The sequence below is a fragment of the Cellulomonas wangleii genome (assembly GCF_018388445.1).
GTDB classification, from domain to species: Bacteria; Actinomycetota; Actinomycetes; order Actinomycetales; family Cellulomonadaceae; genus Cellulomonas; species Cellulomonas wangleii.
On sequence record NZ_CP074405.1, the window covers coordinates 1,129,352 to 1,152,696 of the forward strand.

The window sequence follows — 23,345 nt, forward strand, 5'->3', positions numbered from 1 at the left end:
CACGACGGGCGCCCCGCGCGTGCTGCGCAGGACGCCCGTCGGGCGTGCGGTGCTGGGGTCCGTCAGAAGGCGCGCGTGATCATCGCGCGCTTGACCTCCTGGATCGCCTTGGTGACCTCGATGCCGCGGGGGCACGCCTCGGTGCAGTTGAAGGTCGTGCGGCACCGCCACACGCCCTCCTTGTCGTTGAGGATCTCCAGGCGCTGCGTCCCGCCCTCGTCGCGGCTGTCGAAGATGAAGCGGTGCGCGTTGACGATGGCCGCAGGGCCGAAGTACTGCCCGTCGGTCCAGAACACGGGGCAGGACGACGTGCACGCGGCGCACAGGATGCACTTGGTGGTGTCGTCGTACCGTTCGCGCTGCTCGGGGGACTGCAGCCGCTCCTTGGTGGGCTCGGTGCCCGTGGTGACGAGGAACGGCATGATCTCGCGGTAGGACGCGAAGAACGGCTCCATGTCGACCACGAGGTCCTTGACCACCGGCAGGCCCTTGATGGGCTCGACGACGATCGGCTTGCCCGGGTCCAGGTCCTTGAGCAGCGTCTTGCACGCGAGGCGGTTGCGGCCGTTGATGCGCATCGCGTCCGAGCCGCAGATGCCGTGCGCGCACGACCGGCGGAACGTCAGCGAGCCGTCCTGCTCCCACTTGATCTTGTGCAGCGCGTCCAGGACGCGGTCGGTGCCGTGCACGTCGACCGTGAACTCGTCCCAGCGGGGCTCGGCCTCGAACGGCTCGCCGAACGCCGGGATGGCGTCGTCCGCCGGCAGGAACCGGCGGATCCGCAGCGTGACCTGGAACGACGGGACGGCGCCGGCCTCGGGCGCGGGGACTTCCACGGTGGCGGTCATCAGTACTTGCGCTCCATCGGCTGGTAGCGGGTGACGGTGACGGGCTTGGCCCCGAGGACCACCTGGTAGCCGTCGAAGGTCTCGGCCCGGCGGAACGACGCGTCGGACCCCGTGACGGTGGCGTCCGCGGCGCCGGCCGCGACCGGTCGCCGGTAGGCCATCGTGTGCTGCATGAACCGCGTGTCGTCGCGGTCGGGGAAGTCCTCGCGGAAGTGCCCGCCGCGCGACTCCTCCCGGTTGAGCGCCCCGACGACGACCGTCTCGGCGATGTCGAGCAGGAAGCCCAGCTCGACGGCCTCGAGCAGGTCCGTGTTGAACGTGCGCGTCTTGTCCTGCACCGACACGGCCTCGTACCGCTTGCGCAGCGCCTTGATGTCGGACAGCGCCTGGGTCAGGGACTCCGAGGTGCGGAACACCTGGGCGTTCGCGTCCATCGTCTCCTGCAGCGCGCGCCGGATGTCCGCCACGCGCTCGCCGTCGGGCCGCGTGCGGATCGTCTCCAGCTCGGCCTCGACGCGTGTCGCCGGGTTCGGGGGCAGCTCCACGAACGGTGCGGTGGCGGCGTAGGCGGCGGCCGACTGGCCGGCGCGCTTGCCGAAGACGTTGATGTCCAGCAGCGAGTTGGTGCCCAGGCGGTTCGACCCGTGCACCGAGACGCAGGCGACCTCGCCGGCGGCGTACAGCCCCTTGATGACGTCGGTCGGGTTGCGCAGCACCTCGCCCGCGATGTTCGTGGGGATGCCGCCCATGGCGTAGTGCGCCGTGGGGTAGACCGGCACGGGCTCGGTGTACGGCTCGATGCCGAGGTAGGTCCGCGCGAACTCCGTGATGTCCGGGAGCTTGGCGTCGATGTGCGCCGGCTCCAGGTGCGTGAGGTCGAGCAGGACGTAGTCCTTGTTCGGGCCCGCGCCGCGGCCCTCGCGCACCTCGTTAGCCATCGACCGGGCGACGATGTCGCGCGGCGCGAGGTCCTTGATGGTGGGGGCGTAGCGCTCCATGAACCGCTCACCGTCGGCGTTGCGCAGGATCCCGCCCTCGCCGCGGGCGGCCTCGGAGAGCAGGATGCCCAGGCCCGCCAGGCCGGTCGGGTGGAACTGGAAGAACTCCATGTCCTCCAGCGGGATGCCGCGGCGGTACGCCAGCGCCATGCCGTCACCGGTGAGGGTGTGGGCGTTCGACGTCGTCTTGTAGATCTTGCCCGCGCCGCCGGTGGCGAACACGACGGCCTTGGCCTGGAAGACGTGGATCTCGCCCGTGGCCAGCTCGTACGCCACGACGCCGGTGGCGTTGACCTCCTCGCCGTCGGGCACGTCGCCCGTGGCCAGGTCGTGGTCGACCAGCAGGTCGAGGACGTAGAACTCGTTGAAGAACTCGACGTCGTTCTTCACGCACTGCTGGTACAGCGTCTGCAGGATCATGTGGCCCGTGCGGTCCGCCGCGTAGCAGGAGCGGCGCACGGCGGCCTCGCCGTGGTTGCGGGTGTGCCCGCCGAACCGGCGCTGGTCGATGCGGCCCTCGGGCGTGCGGTTGAACGGCAGGCCCATCTTCTCCAGGTCGAGCACCGCGTCGATGGCCTCCTTGGCCATCACCTCGGCGGCGTCCTGGTCGACCAGGTAGTCACCGCCCTTGACGGTGTCGAACGTGTGCCACTCCCAGTTGTCCTCCTCGACGTTGGCCAGCGCGGCACACATGCCGCCCTGCGCCGCGCCGGTGTGGGAGCGGGTGGGGAAGAGCTTGGAGATCACGGCGGTGCGCACGCGCGTCGACGACTCGAGCGCGGCGCGCATCCCGGCGCCGCCCGCGCCGACGATGACGACGTCGTACTGGTGGGTCTGCATCGGCTGTGAGGCCTTCCTTGCTGGGGGGCGACCGGGGATCAGCGCGCGCAGAACGACGGCAGCAGATCGGCCGGGCTGTTCGGGGGGCACGGGTCGAACGTGAAGATCACGAGCGTGCCGAGGACGATGACGACGACGGTCGCGGCGTACAGCGCGAGCTTCAGCACCAGGCGGGTGCCGTCCTTCTCCGCGTAGTCGTTGATGATCGTCCGCACGCCGTTGGTGCCGTGGAGCATGGCGAGCCACAGCATCAGCAGGTCCCAGACCTGCCAGAACGGCGAGGCCCACTTGCCCGCGACGAAGCCGAAGTCGATGGCGCTGATGCCCTCGCCGGCGATCAGGTTCACGAACAGGTGGCCGAAGATCAGGACGACGAGCAGGACGCCCGACGCGCGCATGAACACCCAGCCGTACAGCTCGAAGTTGCCGCGGGTGGTACGGCGCGAGGGGCCGGGGCGCGAGGCGCGCGGCGCCTTGGGATCGGCGATGGTGCTCATCAGTGGCCCCCGAAGACGTTCATCAGGTGACGCGGCAGGAAGCCCGCCATCGTCACGACGAGCAGGCCCAGGACGACCCACAGCATGACCCGCTGGTACTTCGGGCCCTTGGCCCAGAAGTCCACGAGGATCAGGCGGATGCCGTTGAACGCGTGGAACACGATGGCCGCGACGAGGCCGGCCTCGCCCAGACCCATGATCGGGTTCTTGTACGTCCCGATCACGTCGTTGTACGCCTCGGGGGAGACCCGGACGAGCGCGGTGTCGAGCACGTGCACGAGCAGGAAGAAGAAGATCGCGAAACCGGTGATGCGGTGCGCGACCCAGGACCACATGCCTTCGCGCCCGCGGTAGAGCGTTCCGGCCGGCCGCGCTGGCGCGGTGGGCGCTGAGGACACGGTGGGGGGCCTCCTGTGGCGAGTTCGCGAGAGGACGTCGATGTCCTGAAGTCCTCTCACTGTAATGACCTGCGCCACGTCCGGACCTCGCCCCGAGCGGTGACGGCGCGGCACGGCGGCTGATTGTGACCAAGCCCACACGGCGCGCACCCCGTCCGGGACCTCGGTCCGTGGCCCGCGCCGCCCTGCCGGGGCCTGTCCACGGCGGTGCCCGCGGCACCGGCGCCCGGCCGCTACGTTGTCGGCATGCCGGACGCACCCATCGTCGACTTCCATGCCGTCGTCCCCGCCGGGGGCGCCGGGACCCGCCTGTGGCCGCTGTCGCGCGCGGGCCACCCCAAGTTCCTGCTCGACCTCACGGGCACCGGCCGGACCCTGCTGCAGGCCACGGTGGACCGTCTGCTCCCGCTCACCGGCCCGGGCCACGTGCTCGTGGTGACCGGCGCGCGGCACGCCGCCGCGGTCGCCGACCAGCTGCCGGAGCTGGGTGCCGAGCACGTCCTGGCCGAGCCGAGCCCGCGCGACTCCATGGCGGCGATCGGCCTGGCGGCCGCCGTGCTGGCGCGGCGGCACGGGCCGGACGTGGTGCTCGGGTCCTTCGCGGCGGACCACGTCATCACCGGTCTGCCCGGGTTCGAGGCGACGATCCGGCAGGCCGTGGCCGCCGCGCGCACCGGCGCCGTCGTCACGATCGGCATCCCGGCCACCGAGCCGTCCACCGCGTTCGGGTACGTGCAGGCGGGCGAGCCGCTGGGCGCCCCCGGCGCACCCAGCGCCCGGCGCGCCCTCGGCTTCACCGAGAAGCCCGACGCGCAGACCGCGGCCGCGTACCTGGCCGCGGGCGGGTACAGCTGGAACGCCGGCATGTTCGTCGTGCGCGCCGGCGTCCTGCTGGAGCACCTGGCCGCGCAGCTGCCCGCGCTGCACGACGGCCTGCTGCGGATCGCGGCCGCGTGGGACACCGACGAGCGCGACGCCCGACTCGCCGACACGTGGCCAGGGCTGACGAGGATCGCGATCGACCACGCCATCGCCGAGCCCGTGGCCGCCGCGGGCGGCGTCGCGGTGGTGCCCGGCACCTTCGGCTGGGACGACGTCGGCGACTTCGCCTCGCTGGGCGCGCTGCTCGGGACCGGCGACGGCGGCCCGACGCTCGGCACGCCGGACGACGTGCTGCGCATCGACGCGGACGGCTCGGTGGTCGCCACCGGCGGGCGCACGGTCACGGTCGTCGGCGTGCCCGACGCCGTGGTGGTCGACACCGCCGACGCCCTGCTCGTGACCACGCGCGCCCACGCCCAGCAGGTCAAGGCGGCCGTCGACGGGTGGCGTGCCCGGGGCCGCGACGACCTGCTCTGACCGCGGCGTCGGCGGGCTGCGGCGATACCCTCGTCCAATGCCCGCCACGCCCGTCGACCAGCTCGCCGCACCCCCCAGCGCCCAGGACGTGCCCGCGCTGCGCACGCTCTGCCCGGAGCCGACCGACCCGGGCGCCCGTGACCTGGCCGCCGTGCTGGACGGGATGCGGGCCGAGCTCGTCGCGATCCGGCGCGACCTGCACGCGCACCCCGAGCTCGGGCGCACCGAGGAGCGGACCACGCGCGTCGTCGCCGAGCGGCTGGCGGCCGCGGGTCTGACCCCGCACCTGCTGCCCGGGTCCGGCCTGTGGTGCGACATCGGCCCCACGGTCTCCGGGTCGGGCGCGCGCCGGGTCGCGCTGCGCGCCGACCTCGACGGGCTGCCCGTGCCGGACACGTGCGGCCTGCCGTGGGCGGCGGAGCACCGCGGCGTCGCGCACGCCTGCGGGCACGACGTGCACACGGCCGCGGTCCTCGGTGCCGGCCTGGCGCTGGCGCGCCTCGCGGCCGACGGCGGGCTCGACGTCGGCGTGCGGCTCGTCTTCCAGCCCGCCGAGGAGGTGCAGCCCGGTGGCTCCATCGACGTCATCAACGAGGGCGGGCTGGACGGTGTCGGCGAGATCTTCTCGGTGCACTGCGACCCGAAGCTGGACGTCGGCATGGTCGGCACGCGCATCGGCCCGATCACGTCGGCGTCCGACGAGGTCACCGTCACGGTGACGGGTGAGGGCGGCCACACGTCGCGCCCGCACCTCACGGGTGACGTCGTGTTCGCGCTGGGCCAGGTCATCACGCAGGTGCCCGCGGTGCTGGGCCGGCGGCTGGACCCGCGCTCCGGCGTGAACCTCACGTGGGGCGCCGTGCGCGCGGGGACCGTCCCCAACGCGATCCCGGGGACGGGCACCGTGATGGGCACGCTGCGGTGCCTCGACGTGCGCGCCTGGGAGCGGGCGTCGGCCGTGTTCGAGCAGGCCGTGGCCGACGTCGTGCGCCCGCTGGGGGTCGAGGTCGAGGTGAAGCACCAGCGCGGCGTGCCGCCCGTGGAGAACCGGGCCGAGAGCACCGCCGTGCTGGAGGCGGCCGCCCACGACATGCTGGGACCGGAAGCCGTGCGGCTGACCGAGCAGTCGCTCGGCGGCGAGGACTTCGCGTGGTACCTCACGAAGGTGCCCGGCGCCCTGGCACGGCTCGGCACCCGCACCCCCGGGGGTCGGACGTACGACATCCACCAGGGCGACCTGCGGGTGGACGAGCGTGCCGTGGAGGCGGGTGCGCTGCTCCTCGCGCGGGCCGCCCAGCTGGCGGGCCGACGCGGCCGCGTCTGATCCGTCCGTATCGATGTGCGGACAGCACGACCGAAGGGCGGGAACAGGTTGCGAATTCATCACAGAACCTGCAGGGATACCCGCCGGTAACAGTTCGGTGACCTGCAGGTGCCTAGGGTCCACAGTGATCAAGCCGACTGGTCGGGCACGTCGGCGGTGCAACGCTGCGCCGTCCGTCCGTCCCGGGCACCTGTGCGGCGGGACGACGAGAAGTGGGAGACCTGTCGTGAAGAAGATCGTTCGAGTGGCCGCACTCGGTGGGGCGCTCGCCCTCACGCTCGCGGCGTGTGGCAGTGCACCCGACGCCGCGGAGCCGTCCGCCGGTGGTGACGAGGCCTCGGACTTCAAGGCCTGCGTCGTCTCCGACGCCGGTGGCTTCGACGACAAGAGCTTCAACCAGCTCAGCTACGAGGGCACGAAGGAGGCGACCGAGGAGCTCGGCGCCGGCTTCGCCGAGGTCCAGTCGGACTCCGAGGCGGACTTCGCGACGAACCTCGAGAGCCTCGTGGCCGAGAACTGCAACGCGATCGTGTCCGTCGGCTTCGCGCTGTCGGCAGCGACGGTCGAGTCGGCCGAGGCCAACTCCGAGATCGACTACATCCTGGTCGACGACGCCGCGGACAACGACTTCGACGGCACCAAGGACGCGGACAACATCAAGCCGCTGCTGTACGACACGGCGCAGGCCGCGTTCCTCGCCGGCTACCTGGCCGCCGGCTACTCGGCCGACAACGGCGTGTCGAAGGTCGGCACGTTCGGCGGCCAGCCCTACCCGACCGTCACGATCTTCATGGACGGCTTCAAGCAGGGCGTCGAGTACTACAACGAGGTCAAGGGCGCGGACGTCCAGCTCGTCGGCTACCAGGGCGGCGACCAGGGCTCCTTCACCGGCGGCTTCGAGGCCAACGACACGGCCAAGCAGGTCGCGGCCGGCATCATCGACCAGGGCGTCGACGTGATCCTGCCCGTGGGTGGCCCGATCTACCAGTCCGCGATGGACGCCATCGCCGACTCGGGCCGCGAGGTCGCGCTGATCGGCGCCGACGCCGACGTCTTCGAGACGGACCCGGCCACGCAGGACCTGGTCCTCACGTCGATCCTCAAGAACATGAAGCTGTCGACCTACGAGGCCGTCCTGGCCGCGGGCGAGGGCGAGTTCGACCCCGAGGCGTACGTCGGCACGCTGGCGAACGACGGTGTGGGCATCGCCCCGCTGCACAACTTCGAGTCCAAGGTGTCCCCGGAGCTGGTCACCGAGGTCGAGGAGCTCAAGCAGCAGATCATCGACGGCGACATCACGGTCACCTCGTACCTCTCCGAGTGACCGCGGCAGCGCACGTGTGACGCACACCCGGGCGGGTCGGCCACGGCCCGCCCGGGTGGTCACGTGCGACGATCGCAGGGTCGGCCGGCGACCCGACCGGACCACCCGCACCGCACCGTCCCGACCCGTCCCGAGGACCGTCCCCATGAAGCTCGAGCTGCGCGGCATCACCAAGCGCTTCGGCGCCCTGGTCGCCAACGACCACATCGACCTCACGGTCGAGCCGGGAGAGATCCACTGCCTGCTCGGGGAGAACGGTGCGGGCAAGTCCACCCTGATGAACGTCCTGTACGGCCTCTACCAGGCCGACGAGGGCGAGATCCTCCTGGACGACGAGGTCCAGCACTTCGCCGGCCCGGGCGACGCCATGGCCGCCGGCATCGGCATGGTGCACCAGCACTTCATGCTCGTCCCCGTCTTCACGGTCGCGGAGAACGTCATGCTCGGGCACGAGCAGACGACGACCGGCGGCCGGCTCGACCTCGACGCGGCGCGCAGCCGGGTGCGCGAGATCGCCGACCGCTTCGGGTTCCACGTCGACCCCGACGCGGTGGTCGAGGACCTGCCCGTCGGCGTCCAGCAGCGGGTCGAGATCATCAAGGCCCTGTCGCGCGACGCGCGCGTCCTGGTGTTCGACGAGCCGACCGCGGTGCTGACGCCGCAGGAGACCGACGAGCTCATGGACATGATGCGTCGGCTGAAGGCCGGCGGCACCGCGATCGTCTTCATCACCCACAAGCTCCGCGAGGTCCGCGAGGTCGCCGACCGCATCACGGTCGTGCGCCGCGGCGCCGTGGTCGGGGAGGCCTCGCCCACCGCGACGGACGCCGAGCTCGCCTCCCTCATGGTCGGCCGCCCCGTCGAGCTGGTCGTGCACCGGGAGCCGGCGCGGCCCCAGGGCGACGGGCTGAGGGTCGAGCACCTGCAGGTCACCGACGCACGCGGCACGGTGCTCGTCGACGACGTGTCGTTCGAGGTGCCCCGTGGCGAGATCCTGGTCGTCGCGGGCGTGCAGGGCAACGGGCAGACCGAGCTGGCGGAGGCGCTGGCAGGGCTGCAGGGGTTCGTCACCGGCAGCATCCGCCTCGGGTCCACCGAGCTCGTCGGGCGCTCGGTGCGCCGGGTGCTGGACGCCGGCGTCGGCTACGTGCCCGAGGACCGCACGCTGGACGGGCTCGTCGCCGAGTTCACCGTCGCCGAGAACCTCGTGCTCGACCGCACCGACGGGCCGCCGTTCGTGCGGGCCGGGGCGCTGCAGCTGCGGGCGCGCGACCGGTTCGCCCGCGACATGGTCGAGCAGTACGACATCCGCACCCAGGGCATCGACTCGCCGGTGGGGCGGCTGTCCGGGGGCAACCAGCAGAAGGTCGTCGTCGCCCGTGAGCTCTCGCGCGACCTGCGCCTGCTCGTGGCGGCCCAGCCGACGCGCGGCGTCGACGTCGGCTCGATCGAGTTCATCCACAAGCGCATCGTCGAGACGCGGGACGAGGGCGTCCCGGTGGTCGTCGTCGCCACCGAGCTGGACGAGGCGGTCGCCCTGGGCGACCGGATCCTCGTCATGTACCGCGGCCGTGTGGTCGGCATCGTCCCGTCCGACACCCCGCGCGACGTCCTCGGCCTCATGATGGCTGGCATCGCGCCGAACGAGGGAGAGGCCGCGTGAGCGAGCCCAAGGAGCCCGGCGACCAGGGCGTCGCCGACGTGGTCGTGCCCGACACGGTGGTGACCGACGTGGGCGGTGACGACGCCGGGCCCACGCCCGTCCGTGACACCCGGTGGAACGACGCGCTGCAGCGCGTGGCGTCCGGCGGCTGGGCGGTCTCGCTCGGTGCCGTGGTGCTCGCGGTGCTGGCCGGGTCGGTGATGATCGCCTTCACGGACGAGGGCGTGCAGTCGGCCGCCTCGTACTTCTTCTCGCGCCCCGGTGACACGTTCGCCGCCATCGGCCAGGCCGTCGGCGGCGCGTACGCGGCGCTCTTCCGCGGCGCGGTCTACAACTACACGGCGGACTCGTTCGCGCAGGGGATCCGGCCGCTCACGCAGTCGATGACCTACGCGACGCCGCTCATCGCCGCCGGTCTCGGGCTGGCGCTGGCGTTCCGCTCCGGCCTGTTCAACATCGGCGGGCAGGGGCAGATGCTCATGGCCGCGGCGGGTGCCGGCTGGGTCGGGTTCGCCTGGGACCTGCCGGGCGGGCTGCACCTGCTGGTGGCGCTCGTCGTCGGTGTCGCGGCCGGTGCGCTGTGGGGCGGTCTCGCGGGCCTGCTCAAGGCCGCGACGGGGGCGCACGAGGTGATCGTCACGATCATGCTCAACTACATCGCGTTCTACCTGCTGTCCTACCTGCTGGCAACGCCGGGCCTGCTGCAGGCGCCCGGGTCGGCGAACCCCAAGTCGCCGCCCATGGCGGACACCGCGCTCCTGCCGCGGCTGCTGGGCCCGGAGTTCCGCCTGCACCTCGGCTTCCTCCTCGCGCTCGGCGCGGTGGTGCTGACGTGGTGGCTGCTGGAGCGCTCGAGCCTCGGCTTCTCGCTGCGGGCGGTGGGCGAGAACGCCCGCGCCGCGCGCGTCGCCGGCATCCACGTGCCCCGCGCGACCGTGATGGCGATGCTCCTCAGCGGCGCGCTGGTGGGCCTCGCGGGCAGCACGCAGGTGCTCGGGCTCATCACCACGGGCTTCAGCTACGACATCGACGCGGGCATCGGGTTCGACGCGATCACCGTGGCGCTGCTCGGGTCGTCGAACCCGGTCGGGGTGCTGTTCGCGGGGCTGCTGTTCGGTGGCTTCAAGGCCGGGGGCTCGGTCATGCAGGCGTCCGAGGGGATCCCGATCGAGATCGTCCTGGTCGTGCAGTCCCTGATCGTCCTGTTCATCGCGGCGCCGCCGCTGGTGCGGGCGGTGTTCCGGCTTCCGCAGCCGGGCCGTCGGGCACCGGCGGGGACCCGCCGGTCCGGCGCCTCGCGCCGTGAGGAGGTGCAGCGATGAGCACGACGACGGTGGAGCCCACCGAGGCGTCCGGCGGTGCCGTCGAGCACCGCACGGTGACCGTGGTGTCCCGCAAGGGGCCCGTGGTGCTCGGCGTGGTGACGGTGCTGTTCGCGCTGCTGCTGACGGTGCGGCCCCGTGAGGGCGACGCGAGGTTCCGCCTCGCCAGCTCCGGGGACCTCGTGAGCCTGCCGAGCCTGGCCGTGCCCGGCACCGCGACCGGGTGGGTCTGCGTCGCGGTCATGGCGCTGCTGTCGCTGCTCGCCGCCTGGCGCGTCATGCGCCGGCACAAGGTCCCGGTGTGGGTCTCGGCGCTGTTCGCGGCGGTCTTCCTCGTCGGGTTCCTCGCCTGGGCCGCGGCCGGCAGCCCGAGCGACATCCCCGCGGTCCGCCTCATCGGTGGTGCCGTGCTGCTCGCGGTGCCCATCGTCTTCGGTGCGCTGGGCGGCGTGATCGGCGAGCGTGCCGGCGTCGTCAACATCGCCATCGAGGGCCAGCTGCTCGCCGGGGCGTTCTGCGCCGCGGTCGCGGCCTCGGTGACGAACAGCCCGTGGGTCGGCCTGCTGGCCGCGGTGCTCGCGGGTGTCCTGGTCGCCGCCGTGCTCGGGGTGTTCACGATCACGTACCGCGTCAACCAGGTCATCGTGGGTGTCGTGCTCAACGTGCTGGTGATCGGCGTGACCAGCTTCCTGTACTCGCAGGTGCTGGTGCCCAACCCCCAGCTCAACAGCACCACGCGGTTCTCGAACATCGCGATCCCCGGGCTCTCGCACATCCCCGTGATCGGCCCGTCGCTGTTCAACCAGACGGTCGTCGTCTACCTCATGTACCTGGTGGTGCCCGGTGTGTGGTTCGCGCTGTACCGCACGCGCTGGGGCCTGCGCCTGCGTGCCGTGGGGGAGCACCCCAAGGCCGCCGACACCGTCGGCATCAAGGTCGAGCGCACGCGGTACCGGGCGCTGCTCGTGGCGGGCGCGATCGCCGGTGTCGGTGGCGCGTTCTACACCGTCGTGTCGGTGTCGGCCTTCGGCAAGGAGATGACCGCCGGTGCCGGGTTCATCGCCCTGGCCGCCGTCATCTTCGGCAAGTGGGACCCGGTGCGCGCCGCGCTGGCCGCGCTGCTGTTCGGGTTCGCGTCGAACCTCGAGGGTGCCCTGAGCATCGTCGGAGCCCCGGTGCCGAGCCAGTTCATGCTCATGCTGCCGTACGTCGTGACGCTGCTCGCCGTGGCGGGCCTGGTCGGCCGCTCGCGCGGCCCGGCGGCGTCCGGCGAGGCCTACGTCAAGGAATGAGCGGAGAGGGAGACATGCCCAGCAGCACGCGGACCGTCGACTGGGACGGCCTGCGGGCCGCCGCACGCGACGTCATGACCCGGGCCTACGCCCCGTACTCGCGGTTCCCGGTCGGCGCGGCGGCGCTGGTCGACGACGGACGGGTGGTCGCCGGCTGCAACGTCGAGAACGCGTCGTACGGCGTCGGCCTGTGCGCCGAGTGCAGCCTGGTGTCGATGCTGCACGTGACCGGGGGCGGCCGGCTGGTCGCGTTCGTCTGCGTCGACGGGCACGGTGACGTCCTCATGCCGTGCGGACGCTGCCGGCAGCTGCTGTTCGAGCACGGCGGGCCCGACCTGCTGCTCGAGACGGTCAGCGGCGTACGACCCATGAGCGAGGTGCTGCCCGACGCCTTCGGGCCGACGGACCTCACCGTGCGCGGTAGGGGTCAGGACAAGGAGCAGGGATGAGCGAGCAGTTCGACGCCGTCGACGTCATCGTCGCCAAGCGGGACGGGCGCCGGCTGACCGACGGCCAGATCGACTGGGTGGTCGACGCGTACACCCGCGGGGTCGTCGCGGACGAGCAGATGTCGGCCCTCGCCATGGCGATCCTGCTCAACGGCATGGACCGCGCCGAGATCGCGCGCTGGACGGCGGCGATGATCGCCAGCGGCGAGCGCATGGACTTCTCCGGCCTGTCGCGGCCCACGGCGGACAAGCACTCCACCGGGGGCGTGGGCGACAAGATCACGCTGCCGCTGGCGCCGCTCGTCGCCGTGTTCGGCGTGGCCGTGCCGCAGCTGTCCGGCCGCGGGCTCGGCCACACCGGGGGAACCCTCGACAAGCTCGAGTCGATCCCGGGCTGGCGCGCCGCGCTGAGCAACGACGAGATGATGCGCCAGCTCGAGGACGTCGGCGCCGTCATCTGCGCCGCCGGGTCGGGCCTGGCACCGGCGGACCGCAAGCTCTACGCGCTGCGCGACGTCACCGGCACGGTCGAGGCGATCCCGCTGATCGCGAGCTCCATCATGAGCAAGAAGATCGCCGAGGGCACCGGCTCGCTCGTGCTCGACGTGAAGGTCGGCTCCGGCGCGTTCATGAAGGACGCGGAGCGCGCGGGCGAGCTGGCCCGCACGATGGTCGCGCTGGGCACCGACGCCGGGGTGCGCACGGTCGCGCTGCTCACCGACATGTCGACGCCCCTGGGCCTGACGGCGGGCAACGCGCTCGAGGTCCGCGAGTCGGTCGAGGTCCTGGCCGGCGGCGGCCCGGCGGACGTCGTCGAGCTGACCGTCGCGCTGGCGCGCGAGATGCTCGCCGCAGCGGGGCAGCCGGACGCGGACCCGGCCGCGGCGCTGGCCGACGGCCGCGCGATGGACGTGTGGCGCCGGATGATCGCCGCGCAGGGCGGCGACCCCGACGCCGAGCTGCCCGTCGCACGGGAGCAGGAGCAGGTGCTCGCCGAGGCCGACGGTGTCCTGACGACGCTCGACGCGTACGCCGTGGGCGTCGCCGCGTGGCGCCTCGGCGCGGGCCGGGCCCGCAAGGAGGACCCGGTGCAGGCCGGTGCGGGCATCGAGATCCACGCCCGCCCGGGGGACACCGTCCGCCGCGGCCAGCCGCTGCTCACGCTGCACACCGACACCCCGGAGCGCTTCGCCCGCGCGCACGAGGCGCTGGCCGGTGGCGTGGTCGTCGACCCGCAGGGCACGCCCGGTGCGACCCGCCCGCTCGTGCTCGACCGCGTCGCGGCGGACTGACGTCCGCACGGCCCGGTCGCGGCACCTGCGCGCCCGGGTCACGATGAGGAACGTCCCCTGCCGCCGCACCACCACGGAGGAGCCATGAGCACCGTCCCCGGAGCACAGTCCTGGCGCGACGCCGGCCTGGCGCCCGTCGACACGGAGCAGCCGCTGACGCTGACGGACGCCGACGAGACCGCCGACGACGAGCCGGAGGACCACGTCCCCGGTTTCCCCCGGCCGGACCGTGAGGGTCGCGCCGAGGAGGCCGACGTGGTCGAGCAGTCCGCCGAGGTGCACCTGGACGACGACGAGGGCGCCGACGCGTGACACCGACCCCTGACGGGCAGGACCTCGACGAGACGCTGCGCGCGCTGCCGAAGGTCCTGCTGCACGACCACCTCGACGGCGGGCTGCGCCCGGAGACGATGATCGAGCTGTCCGCCGCGATCGGCCACGAGCTGCCGACGACGGACCCGCAGGCCCTCGGGCGCTGGTTCGTCGAGGCGGCCGGCTCGGGCTCGCTGCCGCGGTACCTCGAGACGTTCACGCACACCCTGGCGGTCATGCAGACCGCCGAGGGGCTGCGCCGTGTGGCCCGGGAGGCCGTGCTCGACCTCGCTGCGGACGGCGTCGTGCACGCCGAGGAGCGGTACGCGCCCGAGCAGCACCTGGAGCGCGGCCTGACGCTGCAGCAGGTCGTCGACGCGGTGCGTGAGGGCTTCGCGCAGGGTGAGGCCGAGGCGCGGTCCGCCGGTCACGAGATCCGGGTGGTGCAGGTCCTGTCCGCGATGCGGCAGGCGGACCGGTCCGACGAGATCGCCGCGCTCGCGCTGGCGAACCGGGACGCGGGCGTCGTGGGCTTCGACATCGCCGGACCGGAGGAGGGGTTCCCGCCGTCGCGGCACGCGGCCGCGTTCCGCGTCGTGCGCGACGCGAGCTTCCCGGCCACCGTGCACGCGGGTGAGGACGCGGGGCTCGACTCGATGGCGGAGGCGCTGCACGTCGCGGGCGCCGTCCGGCTGGGCCACGGCGTCCGGCTGGCCGACGACGTCCACGAGGGGCCCGACGGGTCGTGGCGGCTGGGGCTGCTGGCGCACTGGGTGCGCGACCGGCGCGTCCCGCTGGAGGTGTGCCCGTCGTCCAACCTGCAGACGGGCGCGGCCGCCTCGGTGGCGGCCCATCCCGTGACGCTGCTGCGTCGCGCCGGGTTCGAGGTCACCGTCAACACGGACAACCGCCTGCAGTCCGGCACGTCGCTGTCGCGCGAGCTGGGTCTGCTGGTGCGGGAGGCGGGGTGGACGCTCGACGACGTGGTCGACGTGACCGTGACCGCCGCCCGGCACACGTTCCTGCACCAGGACGAGCGCCACGCGCTCGTCGACCGCATCACCGGCCCGGCGGTCCCGCCGGGCGCAGCACGCCCCGGGAGGCACCGCGCATGACCACCGACGACACCCCGACCACGCACGTCCCCCTCGACGCCGTCGGCCTCGCACGCTTCGTCGACCACACGCTGCTCAAGCCGGAGGCCACGCGGGCCGACGTGGAGGCGCTGGTGGCCGAGGGCGTCGAGCTCGGGGTGTACTCCGTGTGCGTGTCGCCCTCGTTCCTGCCGCTGGAGATCCCCGTCGGTCTGGACGGTGCGCCGGACCTGCTGGTCGCGACGGTCTGCGGGTTCCCGTCGGGCAAGCACCACAGCGACGTCAAGGCGGCCGAGGCGGCGCGCGCGGTGGCGGACGGCGCCGCGGAGGTCGACATGGTCATCGACGTGGGTGCCGCCAAGGAGCGTCGCTTCGTCGACGTCGGCCGCGACATCGCCGCCGTGCGCGCGGCCGTGCCCGCCCCGACCGTCCTGAAGGTCATCATCGAGTCCGCCGCGCTGACGGACGACGAGATCGTGCACGTCTGCGAGGCTGCGGAGGCCGCGGGTGCGGACTTCGTCAAGACGTCGACGGGCTTCCACCCGGCGGGCGGCGCCACGGTGCACGCCGTGCGGCTGATGTCGCGGACGGTCGGCGGCCGGCTGGGCGTCAAGGCGTCGGGCGGGATCCGGACGGCGGCGGACGCGCTCGCGATGATCGAGGCCGGGGCCACCCGGCTGGGGCTGTCGGGCACCGCATCCGTGCTCGCGGGCCTGACGGCGGACGGCGACTACTGACCTCTCGGGTTCCGGCGCGATGAGAGAGGCGTGAGAATCTGCCGCTCGGTCGGGTGAATACCCGCTGATCCGGACGATTCGGGCGTTGACTGGTCCGCGGAGGGCAGACCATGGTGGACGGTCGTCCGGATAGCGCTCGCTCGACGCCGACCACGCAGGTCAGGAGCAGGTCCGCCCGGTCCACCCGGACCCCGACGGCGCGCACCGCCGGGAGGAGACGCACGCGGCATGGGCCCGATCAGGCGCGGCACGGTCGTCGTGGCGCTCGTCGCGGCCTTCGTGCTGGGCGCGGCCCTGGCGAGCGCCCTCGGGGACCACGGGGCCGAGCGGCTCCGGCTCGCCGTCCCTGAGCCGTGGCGCGCCGCGTGGTCGGAGGCGCACGTGCTCGAGGGCGACCGGGTGGCGCTCGCGTGGGGCGGGCGCGCCGGGCCCGACCCGACCGCCGCGCCGGACGCCCTGCGGTTCGACCCGGACGTCGTCGTCGCCCAGCTCGAGGCGCTGCACGCGCTCGACGTCGACGAGGCCGGTCTGGGTGCGGACGAGGGGCCGCTGGCGGAGCACAAGCTCCTCGTCGTGGTCGACGGGACGTGGGCGCAGGGTCCGGGCGCCGCCACGCCCGTGGACCCGCCCGTGACCGCCGACGAGCCGTCCGGCGACCCGGTGCCGCCGACCCGGGGGGCGGTCGTCGACGGGATCGCGCTCCTGCGGGTGCAGCCCGCCGTGCTGGCGTCCTCCCTCGAGCCGGAGGTCGCCGCGGCCGCCGTCGCCGGTGCGACGGCGTCGGCCTCCGCCGCCGCGACGCCGTCAGCCGCGGGTCCCGCCCCGACCGACGGTGCGGCGCGGTCCGCGGGGGTGCCGGTGCCGGCCGGTACGCCGTGGGAGCTCGCCCGGGGTGTCGCGGAGGCCCTGCAGCACCTCACCGCGGCGGCGCACCCCGGGCACGGCCTCACACCCGAGTCGGCGGCGACCCTGCGCACGGCGGCGTCCGCGTACCTGGCGACGCTCGCGGTGCCAGGGGACCATGCCGACGTCTCGGACCACCTGCTCGCCCCGCACCTCGCCTGGGGCAGCGCACGCCAGGGTGCGGCGGGGTGGCTGCTGCTGCAGCACCTCGCCGACCGTTCGTCGCCGCGGCTCGTGGGCGACCTGTGGACCGGCTCCTCCGACACCGAGCACCTGCTCGGCGCGTACGTTCGGCTCACGTCCTCCAACGCCGCGGCGCTCAACCGCCGGGTGACGCAGTACGCCATGCGCGTGGCCGTCGACGACCTCACGCCGGGCGGGCTGCACCAGGGCGTGGACCCCGTCCTCGTCGCGCACCGCACCACGCCCGTGGAGGCCGTGGCGGACGACCCTTCGCACCACCGGGTGACCGGTACGTTCGCGCCGGGTGCGTACGGCTACACCGTGGTGCGGCTCGTGCCCGACGGGTCCGGCACCGACGTGCGGGTGCGCGTGCGCGGGCACGTCGGCAGCGGGGCGGGGGAGCACCCCGGCTGGAGCTTCGGGCTCGTCGCGGTCGGGCCGGGCGGCCCGCGGTACAGCCCCGTCACGGAGGCCACCGACGGTGAGCTGCGCCTCGCGCTGCGCGCCGGCGAGGACGAGGTGTACCTCGTGGTCACGGCTACGCCGACCGAGGTGGTCGCCTCGGGGCTGGAGACGTTCCCCCGGACCGCCCGCTACCCCTACGAGTTCCGGGTCGCGGGCGCGACGGTGTCCGACCCCGTCGCCGACCTCGCCGCCGAGGGCGGCCACCGGCACCCGCACGGGGGCGGCTGGGTCGACGACACCGCGCGCGTCGACCCTGCCGCGTACGTCGCGACGGGTGCCGTGGTGCGGGGCGACGCCGTCGTCGGCCCGGGAGTGCGTCTCGAGGGGCGCGCGTGGGTGGAGGGCGGCGCCGAGCTCACGGGCGACGTGGTCGTGCGCGACGTCGCACGGGTGCTGGGATCGGCGCGGCTGTCGGGCGAGGTCGTGCTGGGAGGTGACGCCGTCGTCGGGTTCACGTGCGACGCCGGCGCCTACACCGCCTACCGCCCGGGCGCGGTCTGCGACCCGTCCGCGGTGGACACCGACGTGAACCCCGTCGTGCCGCCCTTCGCCCCGGGGGAGACGACCCTCAGCGACGGACTGCCCACGGTGACGCCGTCGAGCGGGCCGACGCCCGAGGCCGGCCCGGAGCCGTCCGTCACGTCCCCGTCGCGTCCGGCGGCGGCGACGCCGCCCGCCGCTGCACCACCCTCGGACGGGGCGCAGCCGGGCGTGGCGGCGCCGCCGGCGGCCGTGCCCGCGGGCGCCTGCACCGCCACCTACGAGGTGGTGACCTCGTGGCCGGGCGGCATGCAGGCCCAGGTCACCGTGACCGCCACGACGTCGGGGGTCCGCGGCTGGGTGCTCACCTGGACGCAGCCCGACGGGCTGGAGATCACCGAGCAGTGGGCCGCGGAGATCACCCGCAGCGGGAGCACGGTGACGGCGGAGAACATGCCGTGGAACGGCATCATCGAGGACGGGGGCAGCGTGACGTTCGGTTTCAACGGCACGGCCGCGAGCGACACCGCCCGGTCCGTCCCGCAGGTGCGCTGCACGCGTACCGGCTGAGGCCCCCACGCACCCGGTCGAGCGGCGGACGCCGCCGCTCGACCGGTCAGCTCCCGTCCAGGCCCAGCGCGGTCCGCACGTCGGCCGCCAGGTGGTCCAGGCGCTCGCGTGCCGTGCGGTGCGCGGTGTCGAGGGCGCCACGGTCCGCGTCGGCGGCGACGGGGACGACGACCTCGAGGTAGGCCTTGACCTTGGGCTCGGTGCCCGACGGGCGCACGACCACCCGCGTGCCGTCGGCCGTGAGGAGCCGCAGCCCGTCGGTCGGGGGCAGCCCGCCGCGGTCGTCGTCGGTGCCGGCGGCCAGGTCCACGACCTCGACCACGGGCGAGCCGGCCAGCTGCGCCGGCGGCCGCTCCCGCAGCGCGGACATCGTCGCGCCGATGCGGCTGAGGTCGGCGAACCGCGCGCTGACCTGCCCGGTCGCGTGCAGGCCGTGGGCGCGGGCCAGGTCGTCCAGCGCGTCGACGAGAGTGCGGCCCTCCGCCGCCAGGCGGGCGGCCAGGTCGCACACCCGCACGGCGGCCGACATGCCGTCCTTGTCACGCACGTGCGCGGGGTCGACGCAGTACCCCAGCGCCTCCTCGTACCCGAAGACCAGACCGTCGACGCGGGAGATCCACTTGAAGCCGGTGAGCGTCGAGGCGAACCGCAGCCCGGCGTCGGCGGCGATCGCCGCCAGCAGGCGCGACGACACGATCGAGCACGCGAGCGTCGGTGCCGCGCCGTCGGGGCGGTCGTCCGCGCGCACCCGGGCGGCCGCGTCGGCGCCCAGCAGGGCACCGACCTCGTCGCCGGTGAGCATGCGCCAGCCGTCGGCCTGCGGGGTCTCCGGCCCGCGGGCGGGCACGTGCGCGCGGGGGTCGATCAGGGCGAGGGCGCACCGGTCGGCGTCGGGGTCGACCGCCACGACGAGGTCGGCCCGCATCGCGGCGGCCAGCGCCAGCGCGAGGTCGGTCGCGCCCGGCTCCTCGGGGTTGGGGAAGGCGACCGTGGGGAAGTCGGGGTCCGGCTCCGCCTGCTCAGGCACCAGGGTGACGTCGGTGAAGCCCGCACGCGTCAGGACGTCGCGCGTCAGGGCGCCGCCCACGCCGTGCAGCGGGGTCACGACGACCTTCAGCCGGGCGCGGTGGTCCGGGTCGCCGCCCGGGGCGACGGCGGCGGCGTCGGCGGCGTACGCCTCGACCACGTCCTCGCCGAGGACGGTCCAGCCGGACGCGGCGCGCGGCACGGACGCGACCGACGGCACGCGGGCGATCGCCGCCGCGATGGCGGTGTCCGCGGGCGGCACGATCTGGGCGCCCTGCCCGGCGCCGGTGACGACGCGCCCGCCGAGGTACACCTTGTACCCGTTGTCCTGCGGCGGGTTGTGCGATGCGGTCACCATGACGCCGGCGTCGGCCCCGAACCGCCGGACGGCCGAGGCGAGCACCGGGGTCGGCAGCGGCCGCGGCAGCAGCAGCACGTCGATCCCGACCGCCGTCATGACCGCCGCGGTGTCGAGCGCGAACGTGTGCGAGTTGTGGCGCGCGTCGTAACCGACGACCACGCGGGGCGGCGGGGTCGCACCCTCGAGCTCACCGGTGAGGAAGTCCGCCAGCCCCGCCGCGGCGCGGATCACGACGGCGCGGTTCATGCGGTGCGGTCCGCCGCCCAGCTCACCGCGCAGACCCGCGGTGCCGAACTGCAGGAGCCCGCTGAACCGGTCCTCGAGGTCGGCGCGGGCGGCCTGCGCCTCCTGGCGTGCCAGGTCGGCCACCGGTCCGTCGTCACCGGGCTCGGGCGTGTCCCGCGCGGTCTGCAGCAGCGACGTCAGCTCGTCGGCCGTCCGCGGGTCCGGGTCGTCGGCCACCCAGGCCCCGACCCGGCGCACCAGGTCGTCCCAGGCGTCGTCCTCCACCGGGTCGGCGGCGGGGTTCCGGTCGGTCGCGGCCGGCGCCGGGGCGTCCCCGCGCAGCACGTCGTCGTTGTCCGTGGCGCTCACGGACACCAACCTACTGGCGGGGCCACGGCCCGGCACCGTCACCGCGTGCGCCTCACAACCGCCGCACGACCTCCGCGAGCAGCGCGCTGATGCGCGGCCCGGCGGCGCGTCCGGCCTCGAGGACCTCGGCGTGGTCGAGCGGCTCCGGGCTGATGCCCGCGGCCAGGTTGGTCACCAGCGAGATGCCGAGCACCTCGAGACCCGCGTGGCGGGCGGCGATGGCCTCCAGGGTGGTGGACATGCCGACGAGGTCGCCCCCGAGGCGGCCGGCCATGGCGACCTCCGCGGGCGTCTCGTAGTGCGGGCCGGGGAACTGCACGTACACGCCCTCGTCGAGCGACGCGTCGACCTCCCGCGCCACGGCACGCAGCCGGGACGAGTACAGGTCGGTGAGGTCCACGAAGGTCGCGCCCTCGAGCGGCGACGTCGCCGTGAGGTTGATGTGGTCGCGGATCAGCACGGGCGTGCCCGGCCCCCACGCCAGGTTCAGGCCGCCGCAGCCGTTGGTGAGCACCACCGTCGACGCACCCGTGGCCGCGGCGGTCCGCACGCCGTGCACGACGCGACGCACGCCGCGCCCCTCGTACAGGTGGGTGCGCGAGCCCAGCACCAGCGCGTACCGGTCGGGCCGGGTGCCGTCACCCGCGATCCGCACCGAGCGCAGCATGCCGACGTGGCCCGCCACCGCGGCCCGCGTGAACCCGGGGACCTCGTGGCTCGGGATCTCGGTGACGGTCTCGCCGAGCAGGTCCGCCGCACCGCCCCACCCGGAGCCCAGCACGAGTGCGACGTCGTGCCGCGCGACGCCGGTGCGCTGCGCGATCACCTCCGCCGCGAGTCGTGCCACGTCGAAGGGGTCGGTCGTCGGGTCGTCGAGGCTGGGCAGCGCGCCACCGGTGAGGTCGCGGGCGGGGGAGACGTCGGTCATGGGAACAGGCTAACCACGTGCCGGCCGGGCAGGATGGGGCCCGTGACCAGCGAGCAGACCTCCGCAGCCCCCGACCAGCCGCAGGTGCCGGCCGTCACCGCCGCCTCGACCGTGCGCGACGCACCGGACGACCCGCCCGCCGGGCACGTCGTGATCGTGGGCGGCGGACCGGGCGGCTACGAGGCGGCGCTCGTCGCTCGACGCCTCGGCGCGCGCGTGACCGTGGTCGAGCGCGCGGGCCTCGGCGGCGCGGCCGTCCTCACCGACGTCGTGCCGTCCAAGACGCTCATCGCGACGGCCGAGTGGATGACGATCGCCGACCGCGCACCCGAGCTGGGCATCCGGCTGGACGCGCTCGCGGCCGTCGGCGCCGGTGCGTCCGGCGCCGGCCCCGGGACCGCGCTGCGCCACAGCATCGACCTGCGGGCGGTCAACGCCCGGGTCAAGGCGCTGGCGAGCGCGCAGTCCGACGACATCCGGGCGCGCCTGGCGCGCGAGGGCGTCGACGTCGTCACCGGCACCGGTCGACTGCTCGACCCGGGACGCGTGGCCGTGACCGGTGAGGACGGCCGGGAGCACGAGCTCGCGGCCGACGTGGTGCTGCTGGCGACCGGTGCCACGCCGCGGGTGCTGCCCGACGCGCGCCCGGACGGCGAGCGGATCCTCACGTGGACGGAGATGTACGACCTCGACGAGCTGCCGGAGCGGCTGGTCGTCGTCGGGTCCGGTGTGACGGGGGCGGAGTTCGCCGGTGCGTACACGTCGCTCGGCGCGGACGTCGTCCTGGTGTCGAGCCGCGACCGGGTGCTGCCGGGCGAGGACGCCGACGCCGCGGAGCTCATCGAGCGGATCTTCACCCAGCGCGGCATGACCGTGATGTCGCGCTCGCGCGCGTCGGCCGCGCGCCGGACGGCCGACGGCGTCGTCGTGACCCTGGAGGACGGCCGCACGGTGGAGGGCTCGCACGTGCTCTTCGCGGTGGGCTCGGTGCCCACCACGCGCGGGCTCGGGCTCGAGGAGGCCGGCGTGCGCGTGACGCCGTCCGGGCACGTCGAGGTCGACAAGGTCTCGCGCACCAACGTGCGCGGCGTGTACGCGGCCGGCGACTGCACCGGCGTGCTGCCGCTGGCGTCCGTCGCGGCCACGCAGGGGCGCATCGCCATGTCCCACGCGCTGGGCGACGCGGTCCGACCGCTGTCGCTGCGGGGCATCTCGGCCAACATCTTCACGGCGCCCGAGATCGCGACGGTGGGGCTCTCGGAGGCACGGCTGCGCGAGACGGGGACGCACTACCGCACCAGCACGCTCCCGCTGTCGCGCAACCCGCGCGCCAAGATGCTGGGCGTGCGCGACGGGTTCGTGAAGATCTTCGCCCACGCGGGCACCGGCACGATCCTGGGCGCCGTGGTGGTGGGCCCGCGGGCGAGCGAGTCGATCTTCCCGCTCACCCTGGCCGTCACGCACCGGCTCACGGCCGACCAGGTCGCGGAGGCCTCCACGGTGTACCCGTCGATGTCGGGGACGATCGCCGAGGTGGCGCGCATGCTCCACCAGCGGGCGATCGACTGAGGCGGCGCCCGGGCCGCGGGCCGGGCGTCAGCCGTCGAGGCGCGCCCGCAGCAGCGGCCAGGCGTCGGCGAACGCCGGCAGCAGGTCCCGGTCGACGACCTCGTCGACCGGGACCCAGGCGACCGTGATGCTCTCGGCGTCCGTCACGGCGGGCTCGACCGGGCCGCGGGCGTCGCCGAGCACGGTCGTGTACGCCCAGTCGGGGTGACGCAGCACGTGCTCGCCGCGCACCGCCACCGCCGCGGGGTCGACGCCCGCCTCCTCCTGCGCCTCGCGCAGCGCGGCCTGCGCCGCGGTCTCGTCGGGCTCGCGTGCGCCCCCTGGCAGGCCCCACGTGCCGCCCTGGTCGCTCCAGGGCGCGCGGTGCTGCAGCACGACGTCGGTGGCGCGTCCGGTGCCGTCACGCCGCACCAGCAGCAGCCCGGCGGCACCGTGCAGGCCCCAGTGGCGCCGCCCGCAGGCGCACTCCACCCACCCGTCGCCGGGGCGACGGGGCTGCGGACCCGTGCGCGACGCG

At 74.3% G+C, this 23,345-nt stretch carries 20 protein-coding genes; 13 read left to right on the forward strand and 7 right to left on the reverse strand.

Annotation, left to right across the window (positions count from 1 at the left end; all coding sequences use genetic code 11):
• Positions 1-62 precede the first annotated feature (62 nt).
• From KG103_RS05280 to sdhC, 4 genes are read right to left on the reverse strand one after another with little or no spacing between them, the layout of a single operon-like run.
• Positions 63-848, reverse strand: coding sequence for a succinate dehydrogenase iron-sulfur subunit (locus KG103_RS05280; protein ID WP_207341620.1), 786 nt, complete (start codon positions 846-848; stop codon positions 63-65).
• Complete coding sequence (gene sdhA, locus KG103_RS05285; RefSeq protein WP_207341621.1) at positions 848-2,686, reverse strand: succinate dehydrogenase flavoprotein subunit; 1,839 nt, start codon at positions 2,684-2,686, stop codon at positions 848-850. Before sdhA ends, KG103_RS05280 begins: the two co-directional genes overlap by 1 nt.
• Before the next feature lie 38 nt (positions 2,687-2,724).
• Entirely contained in the window at positions 2,725-3,183 is a 459-nt protein-coding gene (locus KG103_RS05290; protein WP_207341622.1) for a succinate dehydrogenase hydrophobic membrane anchor subunit, read from the reverse strand.
• On the reverse strand, positions 3,183-3,581 hold the full coding sequence (sdhC, locus tag KG103_RS05295) for a succinate dehydrogenase, cytochrome b556 subunit (protein WP_207341623.1): 399 nt from the start codon (positions 3,579-3,581) through the stop codon (positions 3,183-3,185). The genes KG103_RS05290 and sdhC overlap by 1 nt, the downstream gene beginning before the upstream one ends.
• Before the next feature lie 246 nt (positions 3,582-3,827).
• On the opposite strand from sdhC, the gene KG103_RS05300 reads away from it, so the two are divergent.
• From KG103_RS05300 to KG103_RS05355, 12 genes are all read left to right on the forward strand, one after another.
• Positions 3,828-4,940, forward strand: coding sequence for a mannose-1-phosphate guanylyltransferase (locus KG103_RS05300; RefSeq protein ID WP_207341624.1), 1,113 nt, complete (start codon positions 3,828-3,830; stop codon positions 4,938-4,940).
• A 37-nt stretch (positions 4,941-4,977) separates the two neighbouring features.
• Positions 4,978-6,264: an amidohydrolase gene (locus KG103_RS05305; protein ID WP_207341625.1), complete on the forward strand. Its 1,287-nt coding sequence runs from the start codon at positions 4,978-4,980 to the stop codon at positions 6,262-6,264.
• A 226-nt stretch (positions 6,265-6,490) separates the two neighbouring features.
• Positions 6,491-7,588, forward strand: coding sequence for a BMP family lipoprotein (locus tag KG103_RS05310; protein WP_207341626.1), 1,098 nt, complete (start codon positions 6,491-6,493; stop codon positions 7,586-7,588).
• Between the two features lie 145 nt (positions 7,589-7,733).
• Positions 7,734-9,251 (forward strand): ABC transporter ATP-binding protein, encoded by a 1,518-nt coding sequence (locus KG103_RS05315; RefSeq protein WP_207341627.1) that lies wholly within the window; start codon positions 7,734-7,736, stop codon positions 9,249-9,251.
• Positions 9,248-10,573, forward strand: a complete 1,326-nt coding sequence (locus KG103_RS05320) for an ABC transporter permease (RefSeq protein ID WP_207341628.1) — start codon at positions 9,248-9,250, stop codon at positions 10,571-10,573. The genes KG103_RS05315 and KG103_RS05320 overlap by 4 nt, the downstream gene beginning before the upstream one ends.
• Positions 10,570-11,865 carry an ABC transporter permease gene (locus tag KG103_RS05325; RefSeq protein ID WP_207341629.1) on the forward strand — a complete coding sequence of 432 codons (1,296 nt, stop codon included), beginning with the start codon at positions 10,570-10,572 and terminating at the stop codon, positions 11,863-11,865. The genes KG103_RS05320 and KG103_RS05325 overlap by 4 nt, the downstream gene beginning before the upstream one ends.
• 14 nt (positions 11,866-11,879) lie before the next feature.
• Complete coding sequence (locus tag KG103_RS05330) at positions 11,880-12,314, forward strand: cytidine deaminase (RefSeq protein WP_207341630.1); 435 nt, start codon at positions 11,880-11,882, stop codon at positions 12,312-12,314.
• The gene (locus tag KG103_RS05335; protein ID WP_207341631.1) at positions 12,311-13,606 is read left to right on the forward strand and encodes a thymidine phosphorylase; all 1,296 of its coding nucleotides are present in this window, start codon (positions 12,311-12,313) and stop codon (positions 13,604-13,606) included. Before KG103_RS05330 ends, KG103_RS05335 begins: the two co-directional genes overlap by 4 nt.
• An 84-nt stretch (positions 13,607-13,690) precedes the next feature.
• Positions 13,691-13,918, forward strand: coding sequence for a hypothetical protein (locus tag KG103_RS05340; protein WP_207341632.1), 228 nt, complete (start codon positions 13,691-13,693; stop codon positions 13,916-13,918).
• Positions 13,915-15,033, forward strand: coding sequence for an adenosine deaminase (locus tag KG103_RS05345; RefSeq protein ID WP_207341633.1), 1,119 nt, complete (start codon positions 13,915-13,917; stop codon positions 15,031-15,033). The genes KG103_RS05340 and KG103_RS05345 overlap by 4 nt, the downstream gene beginning before the upstream one ends.
• Positions 15,030-15,749, forward strand: a complete 720-nt coding sequence (gene deoC / locus KG103_RS05350) for a deoxyribose-phosphate aldolase (RefSeq protein ID WP_207341634.1) — start codon at positions 15,030-15,032, stop codon at positions 15,747-15,749. Before KG103_RS05345 ends, deoC begins: the two co-directional genes overlap by 4 nt.
• Before the next feature lie 228 nt (positions 15,750-15,977).
• Positions 15,978-18,350 (forward strand): DUF6055 domain-containing protein, encoded by a 2,373-nt coding sequence (locus tag KG103_RS05355; RefSeq protein ID WP_207341635.1) that lies wholly within the window; start codon positions 15,978-15,980, stop codon positions 18,348-18,350.
• Positions 18,351-18,396: 46 nt separating this feature from the next.
• On the opposite strand, the gene KG103_RS05360 is transcribed toward KG103_RS05355, so the two are convergent.
• Together KG103_RS05360 and KG103_RS05365 are read right to left on the reverse strand one after the other, a co-directional pair.
• A complete protein-coding gene (locus KG103_RS05360) occupies positions 18,397-20,247 on the reverse strand; it encodes a phospho-sugar mutase (RefSeq protein ID WP_249670879.1) in 1,851 nt (616 codons plus the stop codon).
• A 136-nt stretch (positions 20,248-20,383) separates the two neighbouring features.
• Positions 20,384-21,259 carry a purine-nucleoside phosphorylase gene (locus KG103_RS05365; RefSeq protein ID WP_207341636.1) on the reverse strand — a complete coding sequence of 292 codons (876 nt, stop codon included), beginning with the start codon at positions 21,257-21,259 and terminating at the stop codon, positions 20,384-20,386.
• A 33-nt stretch (positions 21,260-21,292) separates the two neighbouring features.
• Between KG103_RS05365 and KG103_RS05370 the strand changes: the two genes are divergently transcribed.
• Entirely contained in the window at positions 21,293-22,828 is a 1,536-nt protein-coding gene (locus tag KG103_RS05370; RefSeq protein ID WP_207341637.1) for an NAD(P)H-quinone dehydrogenase, read from the forward strand.
• Positions 22,829-22,855: 27 nt separating this feature from the next.
• Here KG103_RS05370 and KG103_RS05375 read toward each other — a convergent pair whose 3' ends face one another.
• A complete protein-coding gene (locus KG103_RS05375) occupies positions 22,856-23,299 on the reverse strand; it encodes an NUDIX hydrolase (RefSeq protein ID WP_307859636.1) in 444 nt (147 codons plus the stop codon).
• Positions 23,300-23,345 lie beyond the last annotated feature (46 nt).

Excerpts from the sequence above, each read along its gene's own strand:
- KG103_RS05370 (WP_207341637.1), top strand. The coding sequence starts at position 21,293 with ATGGGGCCCGTGACCAGCGAGCAGACCTCCGCAGCCCCCGACCAGCCG.
- KG103_RS05365 (WP_207341636.1), bottom strand. The coding sequence starts at position 21,259 with ATGACCGACGTCTCCCCCGCCCGCGACCTCACCGGTGGCGCGCTGCCC.
- KG103_RS05330 (WP_207341630.1), top strand. The coding sequence starts at position 11,880 with ATGCCCAGCAGCACGCGGACCGTCGACTGGGACGGCCTGCGGGCCGCC.
- KG103_RS05290 (WP_207341622.1), bottom strand. The coding sequence starts at position 3,183 with ATGAGCACCATCGCCGATCCCAAGGCGCCGCGCGCCTCGCGCCCCGGC.
- KG103_RS05300 (WP_207341624.1), top strand. The coding sequence starts at position 3,828 with ATGCCGGACGCACCCATCGTCGACTTCCATGCCGTCGTCCCCGCCGGG.
- sdhA (WP_207341621.1), bottom strand. The coding sequence starts at position 2,686 with ATGCAGACCCACCAGTACGACGTCGTCATCGTCGGCGCGGGCGGCGCC.
- KG103_RS05315 (WP_207341627.1), top strand. The coding sequence starts at position 7,734 with ATGAAGCTCGAGCTGCGCGGCATCACCAAGCGCTTCGGCGCCCTGGTC.
- deoC (WP_207341634.1), top strand. The coding sequence starts at position 15,030 with ATGACCACCGACGACACCCCGACCACGCACGTCCCCCTCGACGCCGTC.
- KG103_RS05340 (WP_207341632.1), top strand. The coding sequence starts at position 13,691 with ATGAGCACCGTCCCCGGAGCACAGTCCTGGCGCGACGCCGGCCTGGCG.
- KG103_RS05355 (WP_207341635.1), top strand. The coding sequence starts at position 15,978 with ATGGGCCCGATCAGGCGCGGCACGGTCGTCGTGGCGCTCGTCGCGGCC.
- KG103_RS05280 (WP_207341620.1), bottom strand. The coding sequence starts at position 848 with ATGACCGCCACCGTGGAAGTCCCCGCGCCCGAGGCCGGCGCCGTCCCG.
- KG103_RS05325 (WP_207341629.1), top strand. The coding sequence starts at position 10,570 with ATGAGCACGACGACGGTGGAGCCCACCGAGGCGTCCGGCGGTGCCGTC.
- KG103_RS05335 (WP_207341631.1), top strand. The coding sequence starts at position 12,311 with ATGAGCGAGCAGTTCGACGCCGTCGACGTCATCGTCGCCAAGCGGGAC.
- KG103_RS05305 (WP_207341625.1), top strand. The coding sequence starts at position 4,978 with ATGCCCGCCACGCCCGTCGACCAGCTCGCCGCACCCCCCAGCGCCCAG.